The sequence below is a fragment of the Pararhodobacter zhoushanensis genome (assembly GCF_025949695.1).
Classification (GTDB): domain Bacteria; phylum Pseudomonadota; class Alphaproteobacteria; order Rhodobacterales; family Rhodobacteraceae; genus Pararhodobacter; species Pararhodobacter zhoushanensis_A.
In genome coordinates, this window is the sequence record NZ_JAPDFL010000001.1 from 3,365,214 (window position 1) to 3,390,462 (window position 25,249).

Below are 25,249 nucleotides of genomic sequence, written 5' to 3' on the forward strand. Positions count from 1 at the left end.
ACATGGGACGCATCACGCTGGACAAGGTTCGCAAGGCTTTCGGCGATGTCGAGGTCATTCCCCCGCTGGATCTGCGGATCGAGGATGGAGAATTCGTGGTCTTCGTCGGCCCCTCGGGCTGCGGGAAATCCACGCTGCTGCGGCTGATCGCCGGGCTTGAGGATGTCACCGACGGCGAGATCCGCATCGACGGCACCGACGCGACGCGGCTGTCGCCCTCCAAGCGCGGGCTGGCGATGGTGTTTCAAAGCTATGCGCTCTACCCGCATATGTCGGTGCGCAAGAACATCGCCTTTCCGCTGAAGATGGCGGGCCTGTCGCAGGATCAGATCGACGCCAAGGTGAACGCCGCCGCCAAAGTGCTCAACCTTGACAGCTATCTGGACCGTCGCCCCGGCCAGCTGTCGGGCGGCCAGCGCCAGCGGGTGGCCATTGGCCGGGCCATTGTCCGCGAGCCTTCGGCGTTCCTGTTCGACGAGCCGCTCTCGAACCTTGATGCCGCGCTGCGCGTCGGCATGCGGCTGGAGATCAGCGAACTGCACAAGCGGCTGGCGACGACCATGGTCTATGTGACCCACGATCAGGTCGAGGCGATGACCATGGCCGACAAGATCGTCGTGCTGAACGCCGGCCGGATCGAACAGGTCGGCAGCCCGCTGGACCTGTACCGCGCGCCGCGCAACGTGTTTGTCGCAGGCTTCATCGGCTCGCCCAAGATGAACCTGATCACCGGGCCTGAAGCGGCCAAGCACGACGCCCAAACCATCGGCATCCGCCCCGAACATCTGGCGGTCACCGACGGCGCGGGCACATGGACCGGCACGGTGGGGGTGTCGGAGCATCTTGGTTCGGACACGTTCTTCCATGTCACCGTCGAAGGGTTCGATACCCCGCTGACTGTGCGCGCCGGGGGTGAGGTCTCGCTGCATTACGGCGACACGATCCACCTGACGCCGGACCCTGCGCAACTGCACCGCTTTGACGCACAGGGGCTGCGGATCGCATGACACGGCTGACAGGAAAGACCGCGCTGATCACCGGCGCAGCCCGGGGCATCGGGCTGGCCTTCGCGCGCGCCTATGTGGCCGAGGGCGCGCAGGTGATGATCGCCGACATCGACCTGCCCCGCGCGCAGGCCGCCGCCGACGAGATCGGCGCGCAGGCGGTGCATCTGGACGTGACGCGGCAAGACAGCATCGACGCGGCGGTGGACGATGCGGTGGCGCGGCTGGGCCGGATCGACATCCTGATCAACAACGCCGCCCTCTTCACCGCCGCGCCCATCGTCGAGATCACGCGGGCCGACTTTGACCGCCTGTTCGCGGTCAACGTGGCGGGGACACTGTTCACGCTGCAGGCGGTCGCCCGCCACATGATCGCACGCGGTGGCGGCGGCAAGATCATCAACATGGCCAGTCAGGCCGGTCGGCGTGGCGAGGGTCTGGTTGCTGTCTACTGCGCCACCAAGGCCGCCACCATCAGCCTGACGCAAAGCGCCGGTCTGGACCTGATCAAGCACGGCATCAACGTCAACGCCATCGCGCCGGGTGTGGTGGACGGCGAGCATTGGGACGGGGTGGATGCGTTCTTCGCCAAACACGAAGGCAAGGCCCCCGGCCAGAAAAAGGCCGAGGTCGGCGCCGCCGTCCCCTATGGCCGCATGGGCCGTGCCGAGGATCTGACCGGCATGGCGATCTTTCTTGCCTCAACCGAGGCCGACTACATCGTCGCCCAGACGTATAACGTCGACGGCGGGAACTGGATGAGCTGACATGACCGTCCCCCTCTCACAAGCCACTCTGACCACGCTGCCCGAGAGTGTCGCCGCCCCCGGCTATGACCGCGCCGCGCTGACACCCGGCATCCTGCATTTCGGCGTCGGCAATTTTCACCGCGCGCATCAGGCGATGTATCTGGACCGGCTGTTTGCGCAGGGCCAGTCGCTGGATTGGGCGCTGGTCGGCGCAGGCGTGTTCGAGGGCGAGAAGAAGGGTCGCGCCGTGCTGCAGGCGCAGGACTGGCTGACCACGCTGGTCGAGCAAGAGGCCGATCACTCGACCGCCCGCGTGCTGGGCTCGATGATCGACTATCTCGAACCCGCCGACGCCCCGGCGATCATCGCCCGCATGGCGCAGGCCGATATCCGCATCGTCTCGCTGACGATTACCGAGGGCGGCTATTTTCTGGATGCGCAGGACCGCTTTGATCCAACCCACCCCGCAATCGTTGCAGATGCCGCCAGCCCCGAGGCCCCCAAGACCGCCTTCGGCATGATGATTGCCGCGCTCAAGGCCCGGCGCGCGGCGGGCATTCCGCCGTTCACCGTCATGTGCTGCGATAACATCCCGCATAACGGGGTGGTCACCAAGAACGCGCTCTGCGGGCTGGCCCGGCTCAGCGATCCGGCTTTCGCGGACTGGATCGCGGACAACGTCGCCTTCCCCAACGCCATGGTCGACCGCATCACCCCCGCCACCGGCGATCGCGAGCGGGCCATTCTGGCGCAGGATTTCGGCGTGACCGACGGCTGGCCGGTGTTCTGCGAAGGCTTCACGCAATGGGTGCTCGAGGATAATTTCCCCCTCGGCCGCCCCAAGCTGGAAGCCGTCGGCGCACAGTTCGTCGATGATGTCGCTCCGTTTGAGCTGATGAAGCTTCGCATCCTGAACGGCGGGCACGCGGTCATCGCCTATCCTGCCGGGCTGATGGACATCCACTTTGTCCACGAGGCGATGGAACACCCCTTGATCCGCGCCTTTCTGCGCAAGATCGAGGAAACCGAGATCATGCCGCAGGTGCCCCCGGTCCCTGACACCGATCTGCCCGCCTATGTCGCACTGATCGAACGGCGGTTTTCCAACCCCAAGATCGGCGATACGGTGCGCCGCCTGTGTCTGGACGGCTCGAACCGGCAGCCGAAATTCATCATCCCCACCCTGCGCGACGCGCTGAAGAATGGCGGCGCGTACAGCGGTCTGGCGCTGGAATGCGCGCTCTGGGCGCGCTACTGTGCCGGGGTGACGGATACAGGTGTCCCCATCGACCCCAATGACCCCAACTGGGACCGTCTGGTGCCTGTGGCGCAGCAGGCGCGCCGTCGCCCGCAGGCATGGCTGGAACAGGACGCGATCTATGGCGATCTGGCCGGACACGCGGGCTTTGCCGCGCAGTTTGCGCATTGGCTGCATATGCTCTGGCAGGATGGCACCGCGAAAACCCTGATCCGCTACGTCGAGACCGGCTGAGATGCCCCCGGGGCTGGTGATCTTTGATTGCGACGGGGTTCTGGTCGACAGCGAGACGATCTCGCTGTCGGTAATGCTGTCCGTGCTGGCCGAGGCCGGCTGCGTGCTGACCGTGCAGGAAGGCTACGCGCATTTCCTTGGCAAATCGCTGGGCAGCGTCGGCGAGTGGCTCAAGCGCGAGCGCGGCGTGACGCTGACCGATGCGCTGCTGGCCGAGATGCGCCACCGCCTGCTGTCGCGGTTCGAAGCCGACCTGCAACCGATCCCCGGCGTGGCCGAAGCAATCACGGCGCTGGACCTGCCCGTCTGCGTCGCCTCCAGCAGCCAGCCCGACCGCATCCGCCTGTCGCTGCGCGTGACCGGCCTGCTGCCGCTGTTTGAACCGCAGATTTTCAGCGCCACCATGGTCGCCAACGGCAAACCCGCGCCGGATCTGTTCCTGCTCGCCGCCCGTACCCTGGGCGTCGATCCTGCCGATTGCGTGGTGATCGAGGACAGCCCTGCCGGCCTGACCGCCGCCCGCGCCGCCGGTATGCGCGCGGTCGGTTTCGTCGGTGGCGCGCATGCGGAACCCGCCAACCTGCGACTTGAGGTTGAAAAACTCGCGCCAGAGTCCATCATCGACACCATGGCCGACCTGCCCGCGGTACTCCGGGGTCTTGGTTGAGGGTGGAGACACAATGACAGTCTATCTGTGCGCCGTGGATGTCGGGACGCTGAGCGCCCGCGCGGGTGTTTTTGACACCGCGGGCCGGATGCTGTCGCGCGCGGTGGCCGAGATCATCGTCCACGATGCGCCGGGCCAGCGGGCCGAGTATGCCTCGGACCAGATCTGGCAGGCGGTCTGCGCGGCGACCCGCGACGCGGTGGCGCAGGCGGGCGTGGAACCGGGGCAGATCCGCGCGCTGGGGTTTGATGCGACCTGTTCGCTGGTGCTGCGCGACCGTCAGGGCGCACCGCTGGCGCTGGGACCGGACGGGCGCGACACGATCGCGTGGTACGACCACCGCGCCCATGATGAAGCGCTGATCTGCACCGCGACCGGCCACCGGCTCATCGACCATCTGGGCGGCGCGATGTCGCCCGAAATGCAGACACCCAAGCTGCTCTGGCTCAAACGTCACCGGCCTGATCTGTGGGCGCAGCTCGGGTCCGCCCGCGATCTGGCCGACCATCTGACCCGCCGCGCAACGGGGTGTCCGGCGGCCTCGGCCTGCTCCTTGGCAACAAAATGGCCGTATCTGCCTGAGCACGACGGCTGGCAGCGCGATTTTCTGGCGCAGATCGGGCTGGAAGACCTGTGCGACCGCGCCGCCCTGCCCGACCCTGCCACACCCGTGGGCCAGTCCGTCGGCGCCTTAAGCCCGCAGGCTGCCGCCGATCTGGGCCTTGCCCCCGGCACCCCGGTCGCGGCCGGGATGATCGACGCCTATGCTGGCGCGCTGGGTACGCTGGGTCTGAAGCCTGACACCGCGCCTGACCAGCGCCTGACCCTGATCGCCGGCACCTCGAACTGCATCATGGCGATCACCACCCGCCCGCTCTTTGCGCGCGGCATCTGGGGGCCGTCGCTGGGGACCGTCCTGCCCGGCCACTGGACCAGCGAAGGCGGGCAGTCGGCGGCGGGGGCGGCGCTGGACTATGTGCTCGACAGCTGGCCCCTGACCGAACTGGAGACGCGGCCCGACCACAGCGCGGTTCTGGCGCGGATCGCGGTCCTGCTTGCCGAGCACGGCCCCGCTCTGGGCCGCGAGATCGACGTTCTGCCTGATTTCAACGGCAACCGCTCGCCCCTGTCAGACCCGACTGCGCGTGCGGTGATCAGCGGGCTGGGACTGGAGCGCAGCTTTGATGCGCTGTGCACGCTTTACTGGCGCACCGCCGTGGCACTGGCGCTCGGCGTGCGTCAGATCATCGAGCACCTGAACGGCCCCGACCCGGCGGGCAATCGCCCCGCCGAAACGCTGGCCATCGCGGGCGGGCTGGCGCGCACGACGATCCTGAAGCAACTTTTCGCTGACGTGACCGGCCTGAAAATCCTGCGGTCCGAGGCCGAGGATACCGTCCTGCTGGGCACCGCCATTGCCGCCAGCGTCGCGGGCGGGGTGCAGCCTGACCTTGCCAGCGCGGCGCGCGCAATGACCGAACTGGCCACCGTGCTCACCCCCGATCCCGCCCGGCGCGCGGCCTTTGACCGCGATTATGCGGTGATGCTGCGCCTGCAAGCGCAGCGGGCCGAGCTGGCCGTGCTCAAGGCACCGCGCTGACCCTTGCCCGCACTGCCCGGCGTGGCTAAATTGCCCCCTTGGACCCCGCAGGAGGCCGCCGAATGCCCAGCCAGCGCAAGACCCGCGGCCCCGGCCGCACCACGCGCGATGACTGGATGCAGGCAGCGCTGGCGCTGCTGATTGCTGAAGGTGTCGAAAGCGTCAAGATTTTGCGGCTGGCCGACCAACTCGACTGCGCCCGCTCCAGTTTTTACTGGTTTTTCAAGGACCGGGGCGCGTTGCTCGAGGCCCTGCTGGAGCATTGGGAAACCACCAATACCAGCGCCCTGATCGCCGCCACCCGCCGCCCCTCGGACACGATCACGCAGGCGCTGGGGCATCTTTATGCGACATGGGAGGCCCCCGGCGGCTTTGATACCCGGCTCGATTTCGCCATCCGGGGCTGGGCCAGCCGCGATCCCGACGTGCGCGCGCGCCTGTCTGCCTGCGACGATGCGCGGATCGCGGCCATGGCAGGTATGTTCGAGCGTCACGGCTTTGCAGCAGCCGAAGCCGATGTGCGGGGCCGGATCGTGTATTTCACCCAGATCGGCTATGCCACGGTCGATCAACAAGAAAGCGCCGAGCTGCGCGCCTCGCGCGGGCGCGATTACGTGACCTGCCTTACCGGGCAGGAACCCCGCGAGGGTGATCTGGCGCTGGCCTACACGGTGCTCGACCAGCTTTCGCGCGCCTAAGCCTGCGCCAGCAGCCACGCCGCAACCCGCGCCGCAGCGCCGCCCCGAGGCAAGGGGCGCAGGCGTGTCAGTCTCAGGCCGCGCGCCACGGGCACTTCTGGCCCGACGGGTGCGACCAGCCTGCCCGCCGCCAGATGCCGGTCGAGCAAGGCTTTATGCCCCATGAGCACGCCCGCGCCCGCGATCGCCTCGTCCACCGCCAGTGCGTAGAGCGAATGCTCGACCCCGCGTGGCACAGGACGTCCGGGCATCGCGGCGGCGGCCCAAAGGCGCCAATCCCCGGCCCAGGCGGAATCGCTCAGACACGGCAGCCCCGCCAGATCGGCAGGGGTGTTGAAACGGCCAGCCAAACCGGGCGCACAGACCGGGATCAAGGCGTCCTGCGCCAACACCTGCCCGCCTGTCTCGGCGAAAAACAGTGCCAGATCATAGGGCGCGCGCTTGGCATCGGGCAGGCGTTCCAGCGCTGTCACGGACACGCGGACCCCCGGCAAAGCCGTCCGCAGCGCGGGCAGGCGCGGCGCAAGCCAAAGCTGCGCGACGGCAGGCAACGCCGCGATGCGCACCGGCGCTGTGCCGGTCCCGGCTGTGATCCCGGACAGGCTGGCAAGCGCGCGCGACAGGGCGGGCAGGACAGCGCCTGCGCGGTCAGTCGCCGTAACGCCGCGGGCGTGGCGGGTGAAAAGCGGGGTGCCCGCCCAGTCCTCGACACGGGCGATCTGCGCGGCAATAGCGCCGGCTGTCACCCCCAGTTGCTCTCCTGCAGCCGCGAAACCGTCGCAGCGAAGCGCGGCCTCAAACGCGCGCAAGGCACCTAACGGCAAGGGCGCGGTCCCCAAAGGGGCCAGCGCCCGCTGCAACCGCGCAAAGCCCTGCGCCACCTCCGCTGCCAGCAACCCCGCCTCGCGTGTTGGCGCAACACCGTGCGGCAGCGGGCTGAAAAGCGTGACCTCCCACGCGGCCTCAAGCGCGCGGACCCTTGCGCGGATCGCCCCCGGCGTCACGCCGAACGCCTGCGCCGCCGTCGCATAGCCACCCAGCCGCACCGCCGCCTCAAAGGCAGCCAGATGCGCCAGCGGCGGCAGACGGGGCGGAGGCGGGGAAACGGGCATGGAAGGCTCAATTTTTCTGGGCCTTACACGACAGCAAAATGCGTTTGCGCACAAGACCCGCCGCGCGCAGTCTGGCGGCAGAACAGGAGTTTGCCATGACCCATCTTGCCCCCCGTCCCTGGGTTCCCGCCCTTGCCGAAACCCGTGTGCAAGCGCTTGCCACCACCACGGCAACCTCGGACAGCGGGACTGTCGATGCGCGGATCGAGGCGTTGATCCAGCGCAACCAGCAGATCCACGAGCGCGATTGCTTCAACCTGAACCCCGCCACCAACGTGATGAACCCGCGCGCTGAAGCGGCGCTGGCGCGGGGGTTGGGCTCGCGCCCGTCGCTGGGCTATCCGGGCGACAAATATGAAATGGGGCTGCAGGCGATCGAGGAAATCGAGGTGATCGCCGCCGAACTGGCCGCCGAGATCTTCAACGCCAGCCATGCCGAAATCCGCGTCGCCTCGGGCGCGCTGGCCAACCTCTATGGCTTCATGGCGCTGGCCAGACCGGGAGACGCGATAATCGCGCCGCCGGGCAGCATCGGCGGGCATGTCACCCATCACGCCGACGGCTGCGCCGGGCTTTATGGGCTGATCACCCACCCCGCCCCGGTCAATGCCGATGGCTATACCGTCGATCTGGACGCCCTGCGCGATCTGGCGCTGCGGGTGCGGCCCAAGATCATCACCATTGGCGGCTCGCTCAACCTGTTCGCGCATCCCGTGGCCGACATCCGCGCGATTGCGGATGAGGTGGGCGCGAAAGTGCTGTTTGATGCGGCGCATCAATGCGGGATCATCGCGGGCGGGGCCTGGGCCAACCCGCTGGATCAGGGGGCGCATCTGATGACGATGAGCACCTATAAATCGCTGGGCGGCCCCGCAGGCGGGTTGATCGTCACCCGCGACGCCACGATTGCCGAGCGGCTGGATGCGATTGCCTTCCCCGGCCTGACCGCCAATTTTGACGCGGGGAAATCGGCGGCGCTGGCGATCTCGCTTCTGGACTGGCGCGATCATGGCCGGGCCTATGCGCAGAGGATGATCGACACGGCGCAGGCCTTCGCAGCGGCGCTGGCCGAGGCCGGGCTGCCGGTCTTCGCCGCCGAGCGGGGCTTCACCACCTCGCACCAGTTCGCGATCGAAGCGGCAGCGTTTGGCGGCGGTCAGGCGGCCTCAAGGACGTTGGAAAAGGCCGGGTTTCTGGCCTGTGGCATCGGTCTGCCGATTGATCCGGTGGCAGGCGACATGAACGGGCTGCGCATCGGCACGCCCGAGCTGGTGCGCTGGGGGGTGACGGTGCAGGACATCCCCGAAATCGCGGCGCTGGTCGCCGAGGCGCTGCGCTCGAACGATCCGGCGGCGCTGGCCCCCCGGACAAAGGCGCTGCGCGCGCGCTTCGACCGGCTGCATTTTATCCGCTGATCACGGGTTGGCGGGCGCTTCCTGCCTGCCACCCAGCAGCCGCAACAAACCGTCACGCGCCTGATCGCGGAGCGCATCTTCCGGCGTCTGGGCCTCGCCCTCGGGCGTGGTGCCGCCGCCCAGACGGTCGGCCAGTTCCTGCTCGACACGCGACCGGGCCTGATCCTGCAGACGCTGGACCTCTTCCTGCGCGCGGGCTTCCAGACGGGCGCGCTCTTCGGCAAGGCGCTGCTCGGCCAGCCCCTCAAGGTCCAGCCGGTAACGCGGTGCCGACCACGGGCCGGTGATCAGCAGCGGCACGCGCAGCGCCTCGCCGGTCTCGGCGTTGCGCATCGCTTCAGGCGTGACGCGGTAGTTCAGCGTCTGGTTGCCCAGATCGACCGTGCCGTTGCCGCCGACGCCCAGAAGCGGGGCTTCCAGCCGCAGGTCACTGTTGGTCAGCACGCCATTGGCCATGGTGAAGCTGGCGCCGATGCTTTCATAGATCGTGGAATTGCCTGCGCCCAGCGCCGACGCGTCAAGGTTACGCAGCATCGCCGCCAGATCAAATCCAAGGATCTCGCCCGCGCCAAAGGCAATCGTGCCCTGCCCTTCAAGCGAGCGCATGATCGCATCCACCGACTGCCCGGACCCGAGGAACCGCAGATCCGCCGACGCGGTGCCGCTCAGCCGCTCGAACCCGACAGCCTGACGCAGCGCCGCCAGCAGGCTCACACCGCGCAACGCCACCGTGCCCCCGACAGACAAGCCGTTGCGGTTGTTGGCGACCAGCTCGCCCGACAGGGTGCCGTCAAAGGCACGGATCTCGTTGATGCCCAGCACCGCGCGGGCGCGGTCGATGGTCAGCGAGCCGCGGGTCGAATCGATCATGCCGAACCCGGTGTTCACCGGCCCCAGCGTCAGGCCGATCTGCGCATTGGCCAAGGCCAGCGCCGAGGCGTCGATGCGCGCAGTCGGCCAGCCGGTCGCCCCGCCGCTGGCCGAACCACCGCTTTCGCCGCCGGTAAAGCCCGTCAGATCCAGCGTATCGGCGCTGATCTGCCCCGCGATATTCGGGCGGTCGCCGTCAAACGTCGTATCCAGCGCCAGCCGCAGCCGGTTCGAGCCGATGCCGAGCACACCTTCGCGCACATGCAGGCTGCCTGCCGGGGCCAGCGTCAGCTGACCGCCCAGCGTCAGCGGACGCGCGGCACCCGGGATCGGCTCGCCGCCCTCGGCCCCCGCCAGTTGCAGCGCTGGTCCCAGACGGCTGATGTCGATGCTCAGACGCCCCTCGGCCGCGACGGGTTCCAACCCCAGACGCCCCTCGAACGACCCCTGCGCGCCATCGGCGGAAATCGAGGCGCTGACCGCGACCACATCGCCCGCCAGCAGCGCCGACACCGAGCCGAGGCGCGCGTTGATCTCGCCCGTCTGCCCGTTGCGGTCCAGCGAAATGCGCAACGTCGCGGCCCCGCCGCTTTCGGGCATGGTCAGGTCGATGCTGACGCCCTGAACGGTCACATCCGTGCCCGCCGCGCGGTCGATATAGCGCAGCGACGCCCCCTCGATCTGCGCGCGGTCCAAGGAGATAGGCGGCAACGCCGAGCGCGTTCCGGTCTCTGTCGTCGCGGCGGACTGGTCGCCGATCCCGGCAAACATCCAGTTACCCACACCCGAGGCATCGCGTTCCAGCACGATCTGCGGTGAGCGCGCCTCGAACCGGCGCACGACCAGATTGCCCTGAATCAGTGCCGACAGGTCAACGCCCAGATCGACCGAGTCCGCCACCAGCATCGGCCCGGCATCCGAGCCCGCGATATTGGCCAGCGTGACACCCTCGACCCGCGCGCCCAAGACCGGCCAGAAGGTCGGCGTGACATCGCCCGAGATGGTCAGGGACCGGCCCGTCGCCGCCTCGAACTGCCGCGCGGCAAGGTTGGCGATGCGCTCGGCGGGCAGCAGGAACAGTGCCGCCACGGCCATCACGACCAGCACAACCACAACCCCCAGAAGCCTGATGATCAAGCGCATTTTCACTCTCCGGGCAAACCTGTACAGGGCCATGATAGCAGCCGCTGGTCGCGGCACAAGCCGCGCTGTCTCACAGGTGCGGGACTTTGCCTGCCCCCTTTCCAGCGGCGCAAAGCCGTCGCATGATGGGGCATGACGCCAACCCATCCCCTGCGCCGCTTTGCCGCCCGCGTGACCGGGCAAGCCATCGTGCTTTTCGCCCGTGCGATCACCGCCGTCCATGCCGACTGGCGGGGCGTCGGTCCGTCTGCCCGCCAGCGGGTCTATTTCGCCAACCATGTGTCCAATGCCGATATGCCGATGATCTGGTCGGTCCTGCCGCATCACATGCGCCTGCAGACCCGCCCGGTCGCGGCGGCGGATTACTGGCTCAAAAGCAAGCTGCGCGCCTTTGCCGGGGGTGACGTGTTCCGCGCCGTGCTCATCGACCGGCGGCCCGATCAGCGTACCGACGACCCGATGGCGGCGATCAATCAGGCGCTGAGCGACGGCGACTCGCTGATCATCTTCCCCGAAGGCCTGCGCAACCAGACGACCGAGCCGCTGCTGCCGTTTAAATCCGGCCTCTACAACATGGCCAAAGCGCATCCCGGCGTGGAACTGGTGCCGACGTGGATCGCCAATCTCAGCTCGGTCATGCCCAAGGGCGAGGTGATCCCCCTGCCCCTGATGTGCAAGGTGATCTTCGGCGAACCGGTCGCACTGGCGGCTGACGAGGAACGGACAGCCTTTCTGAGCCGCGCCGCCGCCGCCCTGCTGGCGCTGAAACCCGAGGAGCGCGCATGAGCCCGATCCTGCGCGATATTTTCCTGCTCGGCCTGTGCGTGGGACTGGTGCTGCTGGCGCTGACCATCATTGGCGAGCGCATGCGCGCCCGCTTCCCCAAACCCGACCCGGCGGTCGAGGTCTTCATGACCCGCATCGACAGCTGGTGGGCGATGGTGGTGCTGTTCACGCTGACCATGCTGGCCGGACGCTGGGCGATGGTCCTGCTGTTCGCCGTCGCCTCGTTTGCCGCGCTGCGCGAGTTCTACACGTACTCGTCGCGCACACGCGCCGATCACCTGTCGCTAGCGCTGGCCTTCTACATCATCCTGCCCGCGCAATTCCTCTTTGTTTTCTTTGACATACAGCGCCTTTTTGCGGTGTTTATCCCGGTCTACATTTTCCTGTTGCTGCCCTTCGTGTCGGTTCTGCGCGGTTCGACCGAAAGGTTCCTCAGCCGGGTTTCCGAAACCCAATGGGGCCTGATGATCGCGGTCTATTGCCTCAGCCATATCCCGGCGCTGATGTGGCTGGAGCTGCCGGGTTACGACGGGCGCGGCATGCTGCTGATCGCCTTTCTGGTGCTGGTGGTGCAGACCGGCGATCTGGTCGATTTCTATATGGGCAGGCGCTCAGGCTGGCGGCGGATCGTGCCGGATCTGTCACCCAAGACCTGGGGCGGCGCGATCTGGGGGATCGTGGCGGCGGCGGTTCTGGGGCTGGCGCTGTTCTGGATCACTCCCTTTGGTCCGTTGGCCGCCGCGGCGATGGCCGCGCTCGCCTCGGCCTCGGGTCAGGTCGGCAATCTGGTATTGCGCGCCATCAAGCGCGACCGGGGCCTGCGCGACTGGTCGCATCTGATCCCCGGTCAGGGCGGGTTTCTGGATCAGCTCGACAGCGTGATCTTTGCCGCGCCCGCGTTCTTCCACCTGACGCGGCTGTGGTGGCTGGCGACCTGACCCGCCTGCCGCCACGTTGCGCTTGCCCTGCGCGCCCGGCCCTGCCAGCCTGAGCGCGCAACACGGAGGAAACCATGTCCGACGACCGCGTCACCATCGCCATCGAGGACGGCATCGCCGAAGTCACCCTGAACCGCCCCGACAAGCTGAACGCCTTCGATACGGCCATGTTCGCGGCGGTCAGTGCAGCGGGCGACCGGCTGATGACCGAGCCGGGCCTGCGCGCGGTGATCCTGACCGGCGCGGGGCGCGGATTCTGCGCCGGGATCGACACCTCGATGCTGATGGAATTCGCGCAGGATCTCGACGCGCTCCGGGCCGAGATCGTCACGCCCCCGGTGGCCGCGCCGCCAACCGCTTTCAGCACCCCTGCACGGTCTGGGCTGATCTGCCCGTGCCCGTGATCGCCGCGCTGCACGGTGTGACCTACGGCGCGGGCATGCAGCTGGCGCTGGGGGCCGATATCCGCATCGCCGCGCCCGACACCCAGTTGAGCATCATGGAAACCCGCTGGGGCCTGATCCCTGACATGGGCCTGACCAAGCTGCTGCCCGGCCTGATGCGCGCCGATCAAGCGCTGGAACTGATCCTGAGCGCCCGCGTCGTCGACGCCACCGAGGCGCAGACGCTGGGTCTGGTCACGCGCCTGTCCGACGACCCGCTCGCCGCCGCCCGCGACACCGCCCGCGCCATCGCCGCGCGCAGCCCCGAGGCCACACGCGGGGCCAAGGCACTGGTCCGCGCCGCATGGCCCGGCAGCGATGAGCAACTGGCGCTGGAAGCGCGCCTGCAAGCGGCGATCATCGGCTCGCCCAACCAGATGGAAGCGGTGATGGCCGGTATGCAAAAACGTGCCGCGACATTTACCTGATCGACACCAAAGCGACGATAGACATCGGATCAGCAGACGCGGGGTGGTCGGTTTAGCAAGATCTGCTAGGCTGGCCCTCCCACTCCCTAATGCCAGAGGACAGGCATGATCTCGTCGTTGATGCGGTATTCGACCTTCATCCTGTGCGCGGTGCTGACCGTTGTGTCGGCGCTGTTGTTGATCTGGTCCTGGTGGTTCGCCATTCCGCTTGCGATTTTCGGGGCGCTGACCGCCATCGGCGTGCAGGACATGATGCAGGTCCACCATGCCATTCTGCGCAACTACCCGGTGCTCGGGCACATGCGCTACCTGTTCGAAATGATCCGCCCCGAAATCCGCCAGTACCTGCTGGAGGACGACGATGCCGAGGTTCCGTTTTCGCGCGAAGACCGCAACATCGTCTACCAGCGCGCCAAGAACGTCGAAGACAAACGCCCCTTCGGCACCAAGGAAAAGGTCTATGGCGCGGGCTATCAGTGGCTCACCCACTCGATCCGGCCCAAGAAGATCACCAACCACGACTTCCGCGTGCATGTCGGCGGGCCGGACTGCAAGCAACCCTATGATTTGTCGCTGTATAACATCTCGGCGATGAGCTTTGGCGCGCTCAGCGCCAACGCGATTCTGGCGCTGAACAAGGGCGCCAAGATCCAGGGCTTCGCCCATGACACCGGCGAAGGCGGCATCAGCCGCTATCACCGTGAGGGCGGCGGCGACCTGATTTACGAGATTGGCACCGGCTATTTCGGCTGCCGCACGGCTGAGGGGCGTTTTGACCCGGAAAAATTCCGTCAGGTCGCGGCGGATCCGCAGGTCAAGATGATCGAAATCAAGATGAGTCAGGGGGCCAAGCCCGGTCAGGGCGGCATCCTGCCCGCCGCCAAGATCACCGCCGAAATCGCCGAGGCGCGCGGCGTGCCGATGGGCGTCGATTGCCACTCGCCCGATGCGCATTCGGCCTTTGAGACCCCGATCGAGATGATGGAGTTCATTGCCCGCCTGCGCGACCTGAGCGGCGGCAAGCCCATCGGCTTCAAGCTGTGCCTTGGCCACCGGCGCGAATTCATGTGCATTGTCAAAGCCATGCTGAAGACCGGCGTCACCCCGGACTTTATCGTGGTGGACGGGAAGGAAGGCGGCACCGGCGCGGCTCCGCTGGAATTCGCCAACCACATGGGCATGCCGCTGGTTGAGGGGCTGACCTTTGTCCACAACGCCCTGCGCGGCGCGGGCCTGCGGGAGAAGGTCAAGATCGGTGCCTCGGCCAAGCTGATCCACGCTTTCGATATCGCCAAGGCGCTGGCGCTGGGGGCCGACTGGGCCAATTCGGCGCGCGGCTTCATGTTCTCGATTGGCTGCATTCAAGCGCAGGCCTGCCACACCAACCACTGCCCCACCGGCGTCGCCACGCAGGACCCGGCCCGCCAGCGCGCGCTGGTGGTCGTCGACAAGGCCGAGCGGGTGGCGAATTTCCACCGCAACACGATGAAGGCGCTGGGGGATATGGCCGGCGCGGCGGGCCTGTCGCACCCCTCGGATTTCCTGCCCTGGCATCTGCTGATGCGCGAAAACGACCGTGACATGGTCACCGGCGAAGACGTTTATCCCTATATGCCCGTTGGCTTTTTGCTGCGCGAGGATGACGAGCGTTTCGGCTATATGAAGCGCTGGCGTCGCGCCAGTGCCGACAGTTTTGAGCCGTTTGACGAAGGCGTCTGAGCCTCAGAACCTCTCGCCCGGCACCACGACCTGTTGCAGCAGCGCGACCAGCCGGTCGCGATCACCCGGTGCCAAAGGCGCAAGAAGCCGCGCGTTGACCGCCTGACCGACCCCCCGCAACGCGGGGGCCAGCGCGCGCGCAGCCTCTGTGGGCACGATTCGGTGCGTCCGGCGCGAGGCTGGATCGGGCTGCCTGATCACCAGTCCCGACGCTTCCAGCCCGTCCAGATGACGGCTGATCTTCCACGCAGGCATGGCAAAAATCGTCCCCAGGTCGGTTTGAGTCAGGCCTTCTGCCTCAAGCGAGGCCATCAGCAAGGCGAATTGTCCCAGCGTCACACCATGCGGTGCCAGATCCGCCTCCATCTCGGCCTCGAACCGGCGAGACAGGCGCTGGATAAGCCAGCCGGGGCTGGCGTGACGGACGGCTTTGGAGGCGTGTTCACTCATCCTGTCCGTCTACGGCAAATCATTTGCATAAGCAATATTTGCAATTGCAAATGATCGTAAGCTGAGGCATCCTGCTCTGACCCCAGCTCTGGAGATCCTCATGCCCGCGCGCTACCACCCCATCCTTGTCACCCTGCATTGGCTGATTGCCCTGTTGCTGCTGATGGCCCTGATCGCCGGCACGCTGGTGCTGGACGATGTCCCGAACTCGGCACCCGGCAAAACTGACGCATTGCGCATCCACGCGATCATGGGCGTGTCCATCGGCGTCCTGATGCTGATCCGTCTGGCCCTCCGCCTGACCACGCGCCACCCGGCCCCTGCAACGTCCGGCATCGCGCTGGCCGACCGGCTCGCCCCGCTGGCGCATTGGGCGCTTTATGCGCTGGTGCTGGGGATGGTTGGCTCGGGCATTGCCATGGCGGTTCAGTCGGGTCTGGGCGACGCGCTGTTTGGCGATGGCACCCTGCCCGAGACGTTTGACACGCTCTTTGTGCGCGGCGTGCATGGCCTGCTGGCAACGCTGCTGATCCTCACCATCGCCCTGCATATTCTGGCGGCCCTCTATCACGTGAGCGTACGCCGCGACGGGCTGCTGCGCCGGATGTGGTTCGGCGCGCGCTAAGGGGCGGGGGCCAGCCCCCGCGCCCCCGCCCAAGGGGGAGCACACTCCCCCTTGGGAAACCCCCGTGGATATTTGGGGACAGATGATGGGGGCTTTGCGGCGCGCGGTCGGCGGCGTATAGGGCGTTTATGAGTCAGAACCCGCCCAGCCTCCGCCCCGACCTTGCCCCGCGTGCCCTGATCAAGGACGCGCCGCGCGCAGGCCAGCCCACCATCGGCATGGTCAGCCTTGGCTGCCCCAAGGCGCTGGTCGATTCCGAGCGCATCCTGACCCGGCTGCGCGCCGAGGGCTATGCGATCAGCCCCGACTATCAGGGCGCGGATGCGGTCATCGTGAACACCTGCGGCTTTCTGGACAGCGCCAAGGCCGAGAGCCTTGATGCCATCGGCGAGGCCCTGCGCGAGAATGGCAAGGTGATCGTCACCGGCTGTCTGGGCGCCGAGCCCGAGTATATCACCGGCGCGCATCCCAAGGTGATGGCGGTCACCGGCCCGCATCAGTACGAGCAGGTTCTGGACGCCGTGCACGGTGCCGTCCCGCCCTCGCCCGATCCGTTCATTGATCTGCTGCCGGCCAGCGGGGTCAGTCTGACACCGAGACATTTCAGCTATCTGAAGATTTCCGAAGGCTGCAACCACAAGTGCAAGTTCTGCATCATCCCCGACATGCGCGGCCGACTGGTGAGCCGTCCGGCGCATGCGGTGATCCGTGAGGCGGAAAAGCTGGTGGCGGCGGGGGTCAAGGAACTGCTGGTGATCAGTCAGGATACCTCGGCCTACGGCGTCGACATCAAGCATGCCGAAGACCGCGGACACCGGGCGCATATCACCGATCTGGCGCGTGATCTGGGCGCGTTGGGGGCATGGGTCAGACTGCATTACGTCTATCCCTACCCGCATGTGCGCGACCTGATCCCGCTGATGGCGGAAGGGTTGGTGCTGCCCTATCTGGACATCCCGTTCCAGCACGCGCACCCCGAGACGCTCAAGCGCATGGCGCGCCCGGCGGCGGCGGCCAAGACGCTGGACGAGATCGCCCGGTGGCGTGCCGATTGCCCGGACATCACCCTGCGTTCGACCTTCATCGTCGGCTATCCCGGTGAAACGGAAGAAGAATTCCAGACGCTGCTTGACTGGATGGACGAAGCGCAGCTCGACCGGGTGGGTTGCTTTCAATACGAGGACGTCAAGGGCGCGCGCTCGAACGCGCTGCCCGATCACGTGCCCGCCGAGGTCAAGCAAGAGCGCTGGGACCGGTTCATGGAGAAAGCCCAGGCGATTTCCGAGGCCAAGCTGGAGGCCAAGGTAGGCCGGGTACTGCCGGTGATCGTGGATGAGGTCGATGGCGAGGGCGCGACCTGCCGCACGCAGGCCGATGCGCCCGAGATCGACGGCAACCTGTTCATTGACGAAGGGTTCGAGGAACTGAACCCCGGCGATATCGTCACTGTGGAAGTGGAAGAGGCGTCGGACTATGATCTCTGGGGCCGACTTGTTGACTAAGTGACAAAAGGCGGGAAATACGCCCAAATGTCTGGCGTTTAACAGCGCCGTCACTGCCGTCGAACCGGAGACACCGATGATCCAGCCCGCGACGCCAGAAGACCTCGACCGCCTTCTGCCGATGGTTAACGCGCTCTCAGCGCATCACGGCGACCCCGAGGCCTGCACCCGCGAGGCGCTGGAACGCGATCTGTTCGGGCCGGACGCCTTTGTGACCGTGCTGCTGGCCGAGGCGGGTTACACCACCCTCTACCCCACCGCGCAACTGCATTGGGGCGTGCGCGGCATGGAGATGCATCATCTCTTCGTCCACCCCCATCAGCGCGGCACAGGCTTGGGCAAGGCCCTGGTGCTTGCCGCCGTTGCGCACGCCAAGACCCAAGGCGCGCGCTATCTCAGCCTGGGCACCCACCCCGACAACGCAAAAGCGCGCGACTTTTACGCGGCACTCGGGTTCGAGGTCATCGCTCCCGGTCCAAGGCTGCGCCTCAAGTTCTGACTTGCACCGCCGCCGCGACAAAGCCAGTCTGCCTGCAAAATGACGGAGGACTCTCATGCCCAAGGCCTATTGGATCGCCCATGTCGATGTCACGGATCCCGACATCTATGCGAAATACCGCGAGGCCAATGCCATAGCCTTCGCCAAATATTGCGCGCGCTTCATCGTGCGCGGCGCGCCGCAGATCGTGCGTGAAGGCCAGAGCCGCGCGCGCACCGTGGTGATCGAATTTCCAGATCTGGCGGCGGCGACCGCCTGCTTTGACTCGCCGGAATATCAGGCGGCCAAGGCGATCCGCGACCCGATTTCCACCGCCGATATGGTGATCATTGAAGGGTATGAGGGCTAGCCAAGCCCCGCGCCCCGGCCTATACCCACGCCGTTCCAGCGACGGATAAAGCCCATGCGCAGCGCGACCATTTCCCGCAAGACCGCCGAGACCGAAATCAAGGTCACGCTCACTCTGGATGGCTCTGGCCAGTACGACAACCAGACGGGCGTCGGCTTTTTCGACCACATGCTTGACCAGTTGGCGCGCCACGCGCTGTTTGACATGACCGTGCAAGCGGATGGCGATCTGCATATCGACGACCACCACACGGTCGAAGATACCGGCATCGCCATCGGTCAGGCACTGGCCAAGGCACTGGCCGACAAGCGCGGCATCCGGCGCTATGGTGAATGCAGTCTGGCGATGGACGACGCGCAGGTGCGCTGTGCGCTCGACCTGTCGGGCCGCCCGTTTCTGGTGTGGAACGTCAACTTGCCCACGCAAAAAATCGGCACGTTTGATACCGAGCTGGTGCGCGAGTTCTTTCAGGCGCTCAGCACCCATGGCGGCATCACGCTGCATCTGGATCAGGTCCACGGCTTCAACAGCCACCATATCGCCGAGGCCACCTTCAAGGCCGTCGCCCGCGCCCTGCGCGACGCCTGCGAGATCGACCCGCGCAAGGCGGATGCCGTGCCCTCGACCAAGGGCACGCTGTAACCCATGCTGACGGTTCTGGTTGATTACGAGAGCGGCAACCTGCACTCGGCGCAAAAAGCGTTCGAGCGGATGGCGCGTGAGGTGGATGGCGGCGAGGTGATCGTCACCGCACGGCCCGAGGACGTGCTGCGCGCCGACCGGATCGTGCTGCCCGGTGATGGCGCATTCCCGGCCTGCCGTCGCGAGCTGGATGCCGTCACCGGCATGACCGAGGCGCTGACCGAGGCTGTGATCACAAAGGGACGCCCGTTTCTGGGCATCTGCGTCGGCATGCAACTGCTGGCGACGCGCGGTCTGGAATATACCCAGACGCCGGGACTGGACTGGATCGGCGGCGACGTGGTGCGGATCATGCCAGATCAGCCGGGCATGAAAGTGCCGCATATGGGCTGGAACGACATGGTGCTGGACCGCCCGCATGCGGTGCTTGACGGCATCGACACCGGCGATCACGCCTATTTCGTGCACTCCTACCGCTTTGCGGTCGCCGATCCTGCGCATCTTCTGGCGCATGTGGACTACGGCGGGCAGGTCACGGCGATTGTCGGGCGCGACAACATTCTGGGCACGCAGTTCCACCCCGAGAAGAGCCAGTCGGCGGGGCTTCGCCTGATTGGCAATTTCCTGCGCTGGAAGCCCTGACGCTCACCGGAAAGTCGGTTTCCGTGAGCGCCCGGATTTGCTAGGTCTGGGGCAAAACACGAGGGGCACAGGCAGCATGGCACAGGCACAACCGCACGAGCGCATTCAGTATATCGTCGAGGGCGGCCACCGGCTGTCCGGCACGATCGAGCCGTCGGGCAACAAGAACGCAGCGCTGCCCATCGTGGCGGCAGCGCTGCTGACCGATCAGCGGGTCGAACTGACCAATGTCCCGCGCATCCGCGACATCGAGGTGCTGGTCGAACTGATCCAGTCGGTCGGGGCCGAGGCCAGATGGCTGGGCCGCAACCATCTGGAAATCCGCGCCGCCAACCTGCGCCCCGCCGATCTGGACCCCGATCTGTGCGCCCGCGTGCGCGCGTCGATCCTGCTGGCCGGGCCGATGCTGGCGCGCTGCGGCGAGGTGACGCTGCCGCCGCCGGGCGGCGACGTGATCGGCCGCCGCCGCGTGGACACGCATTTTCTGGCGCTTGAACAATTGGGCGCCGAGATCAAGACGAACGGGCATTATTCGTTCAAAGCCAAGCAGTTGCGCGGCGCAGATGTGTTCCTGGATGAACCATCCGTCACCGCGACCGAGAACGCGCTCTGTGCCGCCGTCTATGCAGAGGGCACGACGATCCTGCGCAACTGCGCCTCGGAACCGCATGTGCAGGATCTGGCGCTGTTCCTGAACGCCATGGGCGCGCAGATCGAGGGCATCGGCACCAACACGATGACCATCCACGGCGGCAAGAAATTGAGCGGCTGCACGCATCGCATCGGCCCCGACCATATCGAAGTCGGCTCGCTGATCGGTCTGGCGGCGGTGACCAAATCGGAAATGACCATCAAGAACGCCGGTGTCGAGCATCTGCGTTCCACCCTGATGGGGTTCGAGCGGCTGGGCATCCGCTGTCAGGTGCAAGGGGACGATCTTTTCATCCCCGCCGATCAGGAAATGCGCGTGCAGGCCGATTTCGGCGGGCATATCCCGACGATCTCGGATCAGCCCTGGCCCGCTTTTCCCGCCGACACGATGTCCATCGCCATCGTCACCGCCACGCAATGCGAAGGCGTGGTGATGATGTTCGAGAAGATGTTTGAAAGCCGGATGTTCTTTGTCGACAAGCTGATCGCCATGGGCGCGCGGATTGTTTTGTGCGACCCGCACCGCGCAATTGTCGCCGGGCCGTCGAACATGCGCGGCTCGCGGCTGGAAAGCCCGGACATTCGCGCCGGTATGGCGATGCTGATCGCGGCGATGTGCGCCGAGGGCACCTCGACCATCAACAACGCCCAGCAGATCGAGCGCGGCTACGAGCGGATTGACGAGCGGCTCAATGCGATGGGTGCCAAGATCACGCGGGTGCCGGCGCGGGCCTGAGGCAACACGCGACAGGTAACGTCAGACATAAAAAAAGCGGGGGCCAACCACCCCCCGCTTTTCCTCTTTCCTACAGTATCAGGCGCTTACAGGCCGATCTGTGCGTGAACCCAACCCAAGAACGCGCTGGTCCGCACCGAAACTTGCGCATCTGCCCCGACGGGGGCGGTAAGCGGCGCGTCCGGCATGACCTCGATCCGGGCATAGCGCTCGGCGGCGAAAACCGTGGCGGGCAGACCGGCAAAGCCGGGCCAGTGCGCATCGGGGCTGATCCGGGTGACAGAGCCGTTCACGGTTGTGCCATCGCCCAGACGAAGGGTCGCCCGGTCGCCCGGATCCACGTCACGCGCAGTGGTCGCAAGGATCAACGCATGAACCGTGGGGGCCTCGTTGCCAACCAGCAAGGCCAGTTGATCCCCCGGCTCGATCCACGCGCCGTTTTGCTGCGAGACCTGCTGCACGACGCAGTCACAGGGTGACACGATCGCTTGCCCCGGATCCGCGCGCGCGGCCAGATCGCTCGGCGGCAGTTCCGGCGGCGCGGTTGATGCCGCTGCGCCGTCATCACCCGCCAAGGCACTGGCGACGGCAGCATCGGTGCCAAACAGCTCTGACGACAGGGTAATCAGCCGCGTCGGTTCGGGCTCGACATAGCTGCGCGGGCGCACATAGCCCAGAATCTCACCCGTGGTGACGGGCTGACCTTCGCGCAGGGACAGCTGCGCCAGCGTTCCGGCGGAGGGCACGCTCAGTTCCGTTGCGGTGCTTGTCACGGCAGCATAACGCGACGTGATCGTGGACTGGCTGTCCCAATAGAGCGCCCCGCCCCCGCCAAGGATCGCCAAGGCAAAGAGCAACCGCAGACTGGGGCGATAGCCGCGTGCGCGCGGCGGCGCGGTAACCGCCCCGGCAGCCGGTGCCTGCGGTGCAGCCGTTTGGGCCGCGTGGGGCGCTTTGGGCGCGGATTTCGGGAGTTCGGGGTAAGACCGCTCGGGTTCAGCCAGCATCAGCGCCAGACTGGGCCCGTCATGCGCACTGATGCGCTGCAGCAACTGCACATGCGCGCGGCTCAGGCCGACAAAGGAGAACAGCGTCGGCTCGATCGGATCGCACAGTGCCTGAACCGACATGGACAGCCGGGCAATGCCTTGCCCGATCAACAGCGTCACGGCGACGGTGCGACCGGGATCGACCGAATAGGGGAATGGCGTGACCAGCACAAAGCCGTTGGCGTTCCAGTCCCAGGCCTCGACCTCGTAACCCTGCCACAGCACCGCCATCGGCTCACGCTGCAGCGGGCGCGCGGGCTCTTGCGGGGCACGCTGCGGCGCATCGGTCATAGGCCGTGGATTGGGCGCGCTTTGCGCATCGGCAAACGCCTCATCGTCCCAAGCCTGCGCTTCAGGGGCTTCGTCAGACGGTGTGTGGGGCGGGAAATGGTCGGCAGCGTGCCAGCCGGAAGCAACAGCGGCCAGACGCGGCGCGGGTTGCGCGACCTCGGCATAATGCGGCTCGTCCCTGTAGCTATGCGCCGTTGCCTGCTGAGCGGTCTGAGCCGAGCTGTGACGAAACAGCGGCTCGACCGTGCCCGACTGTTGCGGCAACGATGCTGTCAGGCGCGGCTCGCCGGATACGCGGCGCAACGGAGCCTGCCGGGCCGCGGCCTGCGGTTCTTCGCGGTAGGCGGCCTGTTCGGGCTGATACGGCGATTCGGGCGCACGGGACTGCTGGGCGATCAACGCGCGGCGCAGAGAATCGGGCACGCGCACATCGGGGTCCGTGGCTGCGGGCGCCTGCGGGGCGGCGTGCGCTTGCGGCGCCCGCGTCTGGCCTGCCGCGATCACCGGCGCTGCCCCGCGCGTGCGTGCGTAAACCGGCGGTTGCACCAGCGGCGGCATCGGCGCAGCTTTCTTGCGCGCGCCGCCGTTAGCCTCGGCGGGCAACGACAGATACATCTCGGGGTCGAAGGAATCGTCGTTCATGGCGCCCTTCCCCGCACGCGACGGCTGGCAGGCGCCCGCTCACCGCAGACGAGTCTGGCCTATGCCCGTTGCGCACTGGCAACTTTCTTCTGACACGGCGACCGGAACACCGGCCACCCAATTGTTAATGGTTAATAGGTCGCCTGAGAACGCGGCCAAATTGCGTCAAAGTGGCGACATAGGCGCGGAATGGGCGGCTGAGAGGGGCTGAGTGTTCACAGAAGCGCGAGATAGATGCCGTGACCGCCCGGATTGCCCCGGATCTGGCACCGAAAATGCGGCACAAGTGTCCCGGCGGACGGACCGATTCCAAGCCGTCTGTCAGCTTTCTTACGCGCTGTGCCGTGCCAGAACCCGCTGGCGCGCCGCCGCGCTGTCGTGGTCGGACACCGCGATCAGCGGCGGCAGCCGACGCAGCAACGCGTCCTCGTTCGGATCGCGCTGGTGATCGACCAGAACCACGCTCCACAGCGCCTCGATCAGCTGGATGCGCTGATCTTCTTCCAGCGCGAATTTGATCACGCGGGTGAAGCGCACAATATCGGGCGCATCGCCCTGCGCGACCTCGCCTTGCGCGCGCAGCGCGCGGGCCTCGGCCGGGGTCAGCGAAAAGATCGCCGCCAGCAGCGCGGCGACGGCGTCGCTTTCGTCGGGGGCATAGACCCCGTCGGCGCGCGCCGCATCAACAAGCAGAGCAGCCACGGCGATCTGCGGCGACACCTCGGCGCGGGCGGCGGCGTCGGAACGAAAGAGGGATTTGAACACGTCGATCATGGGTTTCTATGTGCCCCCTCGCCCGGCGCAGGGCAACCCGTTGCGCAACAAGCGCGCGTGATTTGCGGCTACCGCGCCTCGGCAGTGGCCAGCGCCAGACCGTCAACGACCGCTGTAAAGGCCTCGGACCGTCGCAAGGCAGCGCCCGGACACAGCGCGCGGGCCTCATCGGCGACCAGCTGCATCAGGCTGGAACCGCCGACCAGCACCACCGCGCCGATCTGATCCGCCTGCACGCCCGCCTCGACCAGCGTTTCCTGCATCGCGACGCGCAAGCGTTTTCGCGCATCGCTCAGCGACGCGTCCAGCGAGGCCGCCGAGATCGGCGCGGTCAGGCGCGGCTCGATAAAGCCCATCTTGATGCCCGAATCACTGCCGCCATTGGCAGCAATCTTGCCGGCCTCGACGGCGAAGGCCAGCTCGTGGCCCAGCTGCTCGTCGATCACCGTCTCAAGCCGCGCCATCACCTTGGGCTCGACCGCGTGGCGCACCATGTCCTTGACCGCGCGGCGGGTGTCTTGGGTGTAAACGAAGGGGATCTGCGCCCAGGTCGACAGATCGCCGTAGATCGCGTTGGGAACCGGCAGCAGCCCGTCGCCAAAGGTCCGGGTCAGCTGACCACCACGCCCCAGCAGCGGCATCGCGTGGGACATCGACACTGCCTGGTCGAAATCGGTGCCGCCCAGCCGGATACCATGGCTGGCAAGGATGCGCATCTGGCCCGCATCGCTTTGAAAAACCGAAAAATCCGATGTACCGCCGCCGATGTCGACGATCAGTCCCAGCTCTCCTGCAGCCCCCTGTCCCAGACTGGCGCGGGCGGCGGCTTCGGGTTCGAACAGGAAATCGACATGGGTGAACCCGGCGGCAAGGTAGCAGCTACGCAGATCAGCCTCGGCACGGGCGTCACGCGCAGGGTCGGCCGAGTGGAAATGCACCGGGCGACCCGAAAGAACAGCGGTGAACGGGCACCCTGCCGCCGCCTCGGCCCGCTCTTTCACCACGACCAGAAAGGCGGTGACGATATCGGCAAGGGTCTGCCGTTTGCCACCGATCAGGCGCGGCTCGTGCAGCAGATCGGTGCCCAGCACGCTTTTCAGCGCCCGCATGTAGCGTCCCTCATCGCCCGCGATCAGCGCCTCGCCCGCTGCCGTGCCGATGCGCATCGCGCCGGAACCGGCGGGGAAAAACACCGCCGTTGGCAGCGTCTCGTTGCCCGGCTCGATCGGCAGGCGGCGCAGCTGTCCGGCGTCCAGAAACGCGGCAGCCGAGTTCGAGGTGCCGAAGTCGACGGCGAGGGTGGCAGCGGGCATTGGCGCGTCCTTGGGGGTCA

At 66.7% G+C, this 25,249-nt stretch carries 25 protein-coding genes; 19 read left to right on the forward strand and 6 right to left on the reverse strand.

Annotated features, from left to right (window positions below):
• Window positions 1-2 precede the first annotated feature (2 nt).
• The 6 genes from OKW52_RS16710 (at window position 3) to OKW52_RS16735 (ending at window position 6,210) form a co-directional block, all read left to right on the forward strand.
• On the forward strand, window positions 3-1,007 hold the full coding sequence (locus OKW52_RS16710) for an ABC transporter ATP-binding protein (protein ID WP_264506720.1): 1,005 nt from the start codon (window positions 3-5) through the stop codon (window positions 1,005-1,007).
• The gene (locus tag OKW52_RS16715; RefSeq protein WP_264506721.1) at window positions 1,004-1,771 is read left to right on the forward strand and encodes an L-iditol 2-dehydrogenase; all 768 of its coding nucleotides are present in this window, start codon (window positions 1,004-1,006) and stop codon (window positions 1,769-1,771) included. The genes OKW52_RS16710 and OKW52_RS16715 overlap by 4 nt, the downstream gene beginning before the upstream one ends.
• Window position 1,772: 1 nt before the next feature.
• Window positions 1,773-3,245, forward strand: a complete 1,473-nt coding sequence (locus OKW52_RS16720; RefSeq protein ID WP_264506722.1) for a mannitol dehydrogenase family protein — start codon at window positions 1,773-1,775, stop codon at window positions 3,243-3,245.
• A gap of 1 nt (window position 3,246) precedes the next feature.
• Entirely contained in the window at window positions 3,247-3,912 is a 666-nt protein-coding gene (locus OKW52_RS16725; protein ID WP_264506723.1) for an HAD family hydrolase, read from the forward strand.
• 13 nt (window positions 3,913-3,925) lie between these two features.
• Entirely contained in the window at window positions 3,926-5,512 is a 1,587-nt protein-coding gene (locus tag OKW52_RS16730) for an FGGY-family carbohydrate kinase (RefSeq protein ID WP_264506724.1), read from the forward strand.
• Between the two features lie 62 nt (window positions 5,513-5,574).
• Window positions 5,575-6,210 carry a TetR/AcrR family transcriptional regulator gene (locus OKW52_RS16735; protein WP_264506725.1) on the forward strand — a complete coding sequence of 212 codons (636 nt, stop codon included), beginning with the start codon at window positions 5,575-5,577 and terminating at the stop codon, window positions 6,208-6,210.
• Here OKW52_RS16735 and OKW52_RS16740 read toward each other — a convergent pair.
• The gene (locus tag OKW52_RS16740) at window positions 6,207-7,322 is read right to left on the reverse strand and encodes a LysR family transcriptional regulator (RefSeq protein WP_264506726.1); all 1,116 of its coding nucleotides are present in this window, start codon (window positions 7,320-7,322) and stop codon (window positions 6,207-6,209) included. The two genes, OKW52_RS16735 and OKW52_RS16740, sit on opposite strands and share 4 nt — an antisense overlap.
• A 95-nt stretch (window positions 7,323-7,417) precedes the next feature.
• Here OKW52_RS16740 and OKW52_RS16745 point away from each other — a divergent pair, with 95 nt between their 5' ends.
• Window positions 7,418-8,737, forward strand: coding sequence for a serine hydroxymethyltransferase (locus tag OKW52_RS16745; protein WP_264506727.1), 1,320 nt, complete (start codon window positions 7,418-7,420; stop codon window positions 8,735-8,737).
• Here OKW52_RS16745 and OKW52_RS16750 read toward each other — a convergent pair whose 3' ends face one another.
• The gene (locus tag OKW52_RS16750; RefSeq protein WP_264506728.1) at window positions 8,738-10,750 is read right to left on the reverse strand and encodes an AsmA family protein; all 2,013 of its coding nucleotides are present in this window, start codon (window positions 10,748-10,750) and stop codon (window positions 8,738-8,740) included.
• Between the two features lie 132 nt (window positions 10,751-10,882).
• On the opposite strand from OKW52_RS16750, the gene OKW52_RS16755 reads away from it, so the two are divergent.
• The 5 genes from OKW52_RS16755 to OKW52_RS16775 all read left to right on the forward strand — a co-directional run bounded on the left by OKW52_RS16755 (window position 10,883) and on the right by OKW52_RS16775 (window position 15,064).
• Complete coding sequence (locus OKW52_RS16755; RefSeq protein WP_264506729.1) at window positions 10,883-11,536, forward strand: lysophospholipid acyltransferase family protein; 654 nt, start codon at window positions 10,883-10,885, stop codon at window positions 11,534-11,536.
• Entirely contained in the window at window positions 11,533-12,474 is a 942-nt protein-coding gene (locus OKW52_RS16760; protein WP_264506730.1) for a phosphatidate cytidylyltransferase, read from the forward strand. Before OKW52_RS16755 ends, OKW52_RS16760 begins: the two co-directional genes overlap by 4 nt.
• A gap of 74 nt (window positions 12,475-12,548) precedes the next feature.
• A complete protein-coding gene (locus tag OKW52_RS16765) occupies window positions 12,549-12,878 on the forward strand; it encodes an enoyl-CoA hydratase-related protein (RefSeq protein WP_264506731.1) in 330 nt (109 codons plus the stop codon).
• Window positions 12,869-13,345 carry an enoyl-CoA hydratase-related protein gene (locus OKW52_RS16770; RefSeq protein WP_264506732.1) on the forward strand — a complete coding sequence of 159 codons (477 nt, stop codon included), beginning with the start codon at window positions 12,869-12,871 and terminating at the stop codon, window positions 13,343-13,345. The genes OKW52_RS16765 and OKW52_RS16770 overlap by 10 nt, the downstream gene beginning before the upstream one ends.
• A 105-nt stretch (window positions 13,346-13,450) precedes the next feature.
• Entirely contained in the window at window positions 13,451-15,064 is a 1,614-nt protein-coding gene (locus OKW52_RS16775) for an FMN-binding glutamate synthase family protein (protein WP_264506733.1), read from the forward strand.
• Window positions 15,065-15,067: 3 nt separating this feature from the next.
• Here the strand turns inward: OKW52_RS16775 and OKW52_RS16780 are convergent, their stop codons facing one another.
• Window positions 15,068-15,514, reverse strand: coding sequence for a MarR family winged helix-turn-helix transcriptional regulator (locus OKW52_RS16780; protein ID WP_264506734.1), 447 nt, complete (start codon window positions 15,512-15,514; stop codon window positions 15,068-15,070).
• Between the two features lie 100 nt (window positions 15,515-15,614).
• Here OKW52_RS16780 and OKW52_RS16785 point away from each other — a divergent pair, with 100 nt between their 5' ends.
• The 7 genes from OKW52_RS16785 (at window position 15,615) to murA (ending at window position 21,160) form a co-directional block, all read left to right on the forward strand.
• Window positions 15,615-16,139 (forward strand): cytochrome b, encoded by a 525-nt coding sequence (locus tag OKW52_RS16785; RefSeq protein WP_264506735.1) that lies wholly within the window; start codon window positions 15,615-15,617, stop codon window positions 16,137-16,139.
• A gap of 128 nt (window positions 16,140-16,267) precedes the next feature.
• Window positions 16,268-17,641 (forward strand): 30S ribosomal protein S12 methylthiotransferase RimO, encoded by a 1,374-nt coding sequence (gene rimO / locus OKW52_RS16790; protein WP_264506736.1) that lies wholly within the window; start codon window positions 16,268-16,270, stop codon window positions 17,639-17,641.
• 76 nt (window positions 17,642-17,717) lie between these two features.
• The gene (locus OKW52_RS16795) at window positions 17,718-18,140 is read left to right on the forward strand and encodes a GNAT family N-acetyltransferase (RefSeq protein ID WP_264506737.1); all 423 of its coding nucleotides are present in this window, start codon (window positions 17,718-17,720) and stop codon (window positions 18,138-18,140) included.
• Between the two features lie 55 nt (window positions 18,141-18,195).
• Window positions 18,196-18,489: a DUF1330 domain-containing protein gene (locus OKW52_RS16800; protein ID WP_264506738.1), complete on the forward strand. Its 294-nt coding sequence runs from the start codon at window positions 18,196-18,198 to the stop codon at window positions 18,487-18,489.
• Window positions 18,490-18,543: 54 nt separating this feature from the next.
• Complete coding sequence (gene hisB / locus OKW52_RS16805; protein WP_264506739.1) at window positions 18,544-19,131, forward strand: imidazoleglycerol-phosphate dehydratase HisB; 588 nt, start codon at window positions 18,544-18,546, stop codon at window positions 19,129-19,131.
• 3 nt (window positions 19,132-19,134) lie between these two features.
• Complete coding sequence (hisH, locus tag OKW52_RS16810) at window positions 19,135-19,773, forward strand: imidazole glycerol phosphate synthase subunit HisH (protein ID WP_264506740.1); 639 nt, start codon at window positions 19,135-19,137, stop codon at window positions 19,771-19,773.
• A 76-nt stretch (window positions 19,774-19,849) separates the two neighbouring features.
• On the forward strand, window positions 19,850-21,160 hold the full coding sequence (gene murA / locus OKW52_RS16815) for a UDP-N-acetylglucosamine 1-carboxyvinyltransferase (protein ID WP_264506741.1): 1,311 nt from the start codon (window positions 19,850-19,852) through the stop codon (window positions 21,158-21,160).
• An 86-nt stretch (window positions 21,161-21,246) separates the two neighbouring features.
• Here the strand turns inward: murA and OKW52_RS16820 are convergent, their stop codons facing one another.
• The 3 genes from OKW52_RS16820 to OKW52_RS16830 all read right to left on the reverse strand — a co-directional run bounded on the left by OKW52_RS16820 (window position 21,247) and on the right by OKW52_RS16830 (window position 25,229).
• Complete coding sequence (locus OKW52_RS16820; protein WP_264506742.1) at window positions 21,247-23,142, reverse strand: HlyD family efflux transporter periplasmic adaptor subunit; 1,896 nt, start codon at window positions 23,140-23,142, stop codon at window positions 21,247-21,249.
• A 330-nt stretch (window positions 23,143-23,472) separates the two neighbouring features.
• Window positions 23,473-23,916, reverse strand: a complete 444-nt coding sequence (locus OKW52_RS16825; RefSeq protein WP_264506743.1) for a tellurite resistance TerB family protein — start codon at window positions 23,914-23,916, stop codon at window positions 23,473-23,475.
• Between the two features lie 68 nt (window positions 23,917-23,984).
• Entirely contained in the window at window positions 23,985-25,229 is a 1,245-nt protein-coding gene (locus OKW52_RS16830) for an Hsp70 family protein (RefSeq protein WP_264506744.1), read from the reverse strand.
• Between the last annotated feature and the right edge of the window lie 20 nt (window positions 25,230-25,249).

Coding starts and splice junctions, on each gene's coding strand:
- OKW52_RS16710 (WP_264506720.1), top strand. CDS start 3: ATGGGACGCATCACGCTGGACAAGGTTCGCAAGGCTTTCGGCGATGTC.
- OKW52_RS16715 (WP_264506721.1), top strand. CDS start 1,004: ATGACACGGCTGACAGGAAAGACCGCGCTGATCACCGGCGCAGCCCGG.
- OKW52_RS16720 (WP_264506722.1), top strand. CDS start 1,773: ATGACCGTCCCCCTCTCACAAGCCACTCTGACCACGCTGCCCGAGAGT.
- OKW52_RS16725 (WP_264506723.1), top strand. CDS start 3,247: ATGCCCCCGGGGCTGGTGATCTTTGATTGCGACGGGGTTCTGGTCGAC.
- OKW52_RS16730 (WP_264506724.1), top strand. CDS start 3,926: ATGACAGTCTATCTGTGCGCCGTGGATGTCGGGACGCTGAGCGCCCGC.
- OKW52_RS16735 (WP_264506725.1), top strand. CDS start 5,575: ATGCCCAGCCAGCGCAAGACCCGCGGCCCCGGCCGCACCACGCGCGAT.
- OKW52_RS16740 (WP_264506726.1), bottom strand. CDS start 7,322: ATGCCCGTTTCCCCGCCTCCGCCCCGTCTGCCGCCGCTGGCGCATCTG.
- OKW52_RS16745 (WP_264506727.1), top strand. CDS start 7,418: ATGACCCATCTTGCCCCCCGTCCCTGGGTTCCCGCCCTTGCCGAAACC.
- OKW52_RS16750 (WP_264506728.1), bottom strand. CDS start 10,750: ATGCGCTTGATCATCAGGCTTCTGGGGGTTGTGGTTGTGCTGGTCGTG.
- OKW52_RS16755 (WP_264506729.1), top strand. CDS start 10,883: ATGACGCCAACCCATCCCCTGCGCCGCTTTGCCGCCCGCGTGACCGGG.
- OKW52_RS16760 (WP_264506730.1), top strand. CDS start 11,533: ATGAGCCCGATCCTGCGCGATATTTTCCTGCTCGGCCTGTGCGTGGGA.
- OKW52_RS16765 (WP_264506731.1), top strand. CDS start 12,549: ATGTCCGACGACCGCGTCACCATCGCCATCGAGGACGGCATCGCCGAA.
- OKW52_RS16775 (WP_264506733.1), top strand. CDS start 13,451: ATGATCTCGTCGTTGATGCGGTATTCGACCTTCATCCTGTGCGCGGTG.
- OKW52_RS16780 (WP_264506734.1), bottom strand. CDS start 15,514: ATGAGTGAACACGCCTCCAAAGCCGTCCGTCACGCCAGCCCCGGCTGG.
- OKW52_RS16785 (WP_264506735.1), top strand. CDS start 15,615: ATGCCCGCGCGCTACCACCCCATCCTTGTCACCCTGCATTGGCTGATT.
- rimO (WP_264506736.1), top strand. CDS start 16,268: ATGAGTCAGAACCCGCCCAGCCTCCGCCCCGACCTTGCCCCGCGTGCC.
- OKW52_RS16795 (WP_264506737.1), top strand. CDS start 17,718: ATGATCCAGCCCGCGACGCCAGAAGACCTCGACCGCCTTCTGCCGATG.
- OKW52_RS16800 (WP_264506738.1), top strand. CDS start 18,196: ATGCCCAAGGCCTATTGGATCGCCCATGTCGATGTCACGGATCCCGAC.
- hisB (WP_264506739.1), top strand. CDS start 18,544: ATGCGCAGCGCGACCATTTCCCGCAAGACCGCCGAGACCGAAATCAAG.
- hisH (WP_264506740.1), top strand. CDS start 19,135: ATGCTGACGGTTCTGGTTGATTACGAGAGCGGCAACCTGCACTCGGCG.
- murA (WP_264506741.1), top strand. CDS start 19,850: ATGGCACAGGCACAACCGCACGAGCGCATTCAGTATATCGTCGAGGGC.
- OKW52_RS16820 (WP_264506742.1), bottom strand. CDS start 23,142: ATGAACGACGATTCCTTCGACCCCGAGATGTATCTGTCGTTGCCCGCC.
- OKW52_RS16825 (WP_264506743.1), bottom strand. CDS start 23,916: ATGATCGACGTGTTCAAATCCCTCTTTCGTTCCGACGCCGCCGCCCGC.
- OKW52_RS16830 (WP_264506744.1), bottom strand. CDS start 25,229: ATGCCCGCTGCCACCCTCGCCGTCGACTTCGGCACCTCGAACTCGGCT.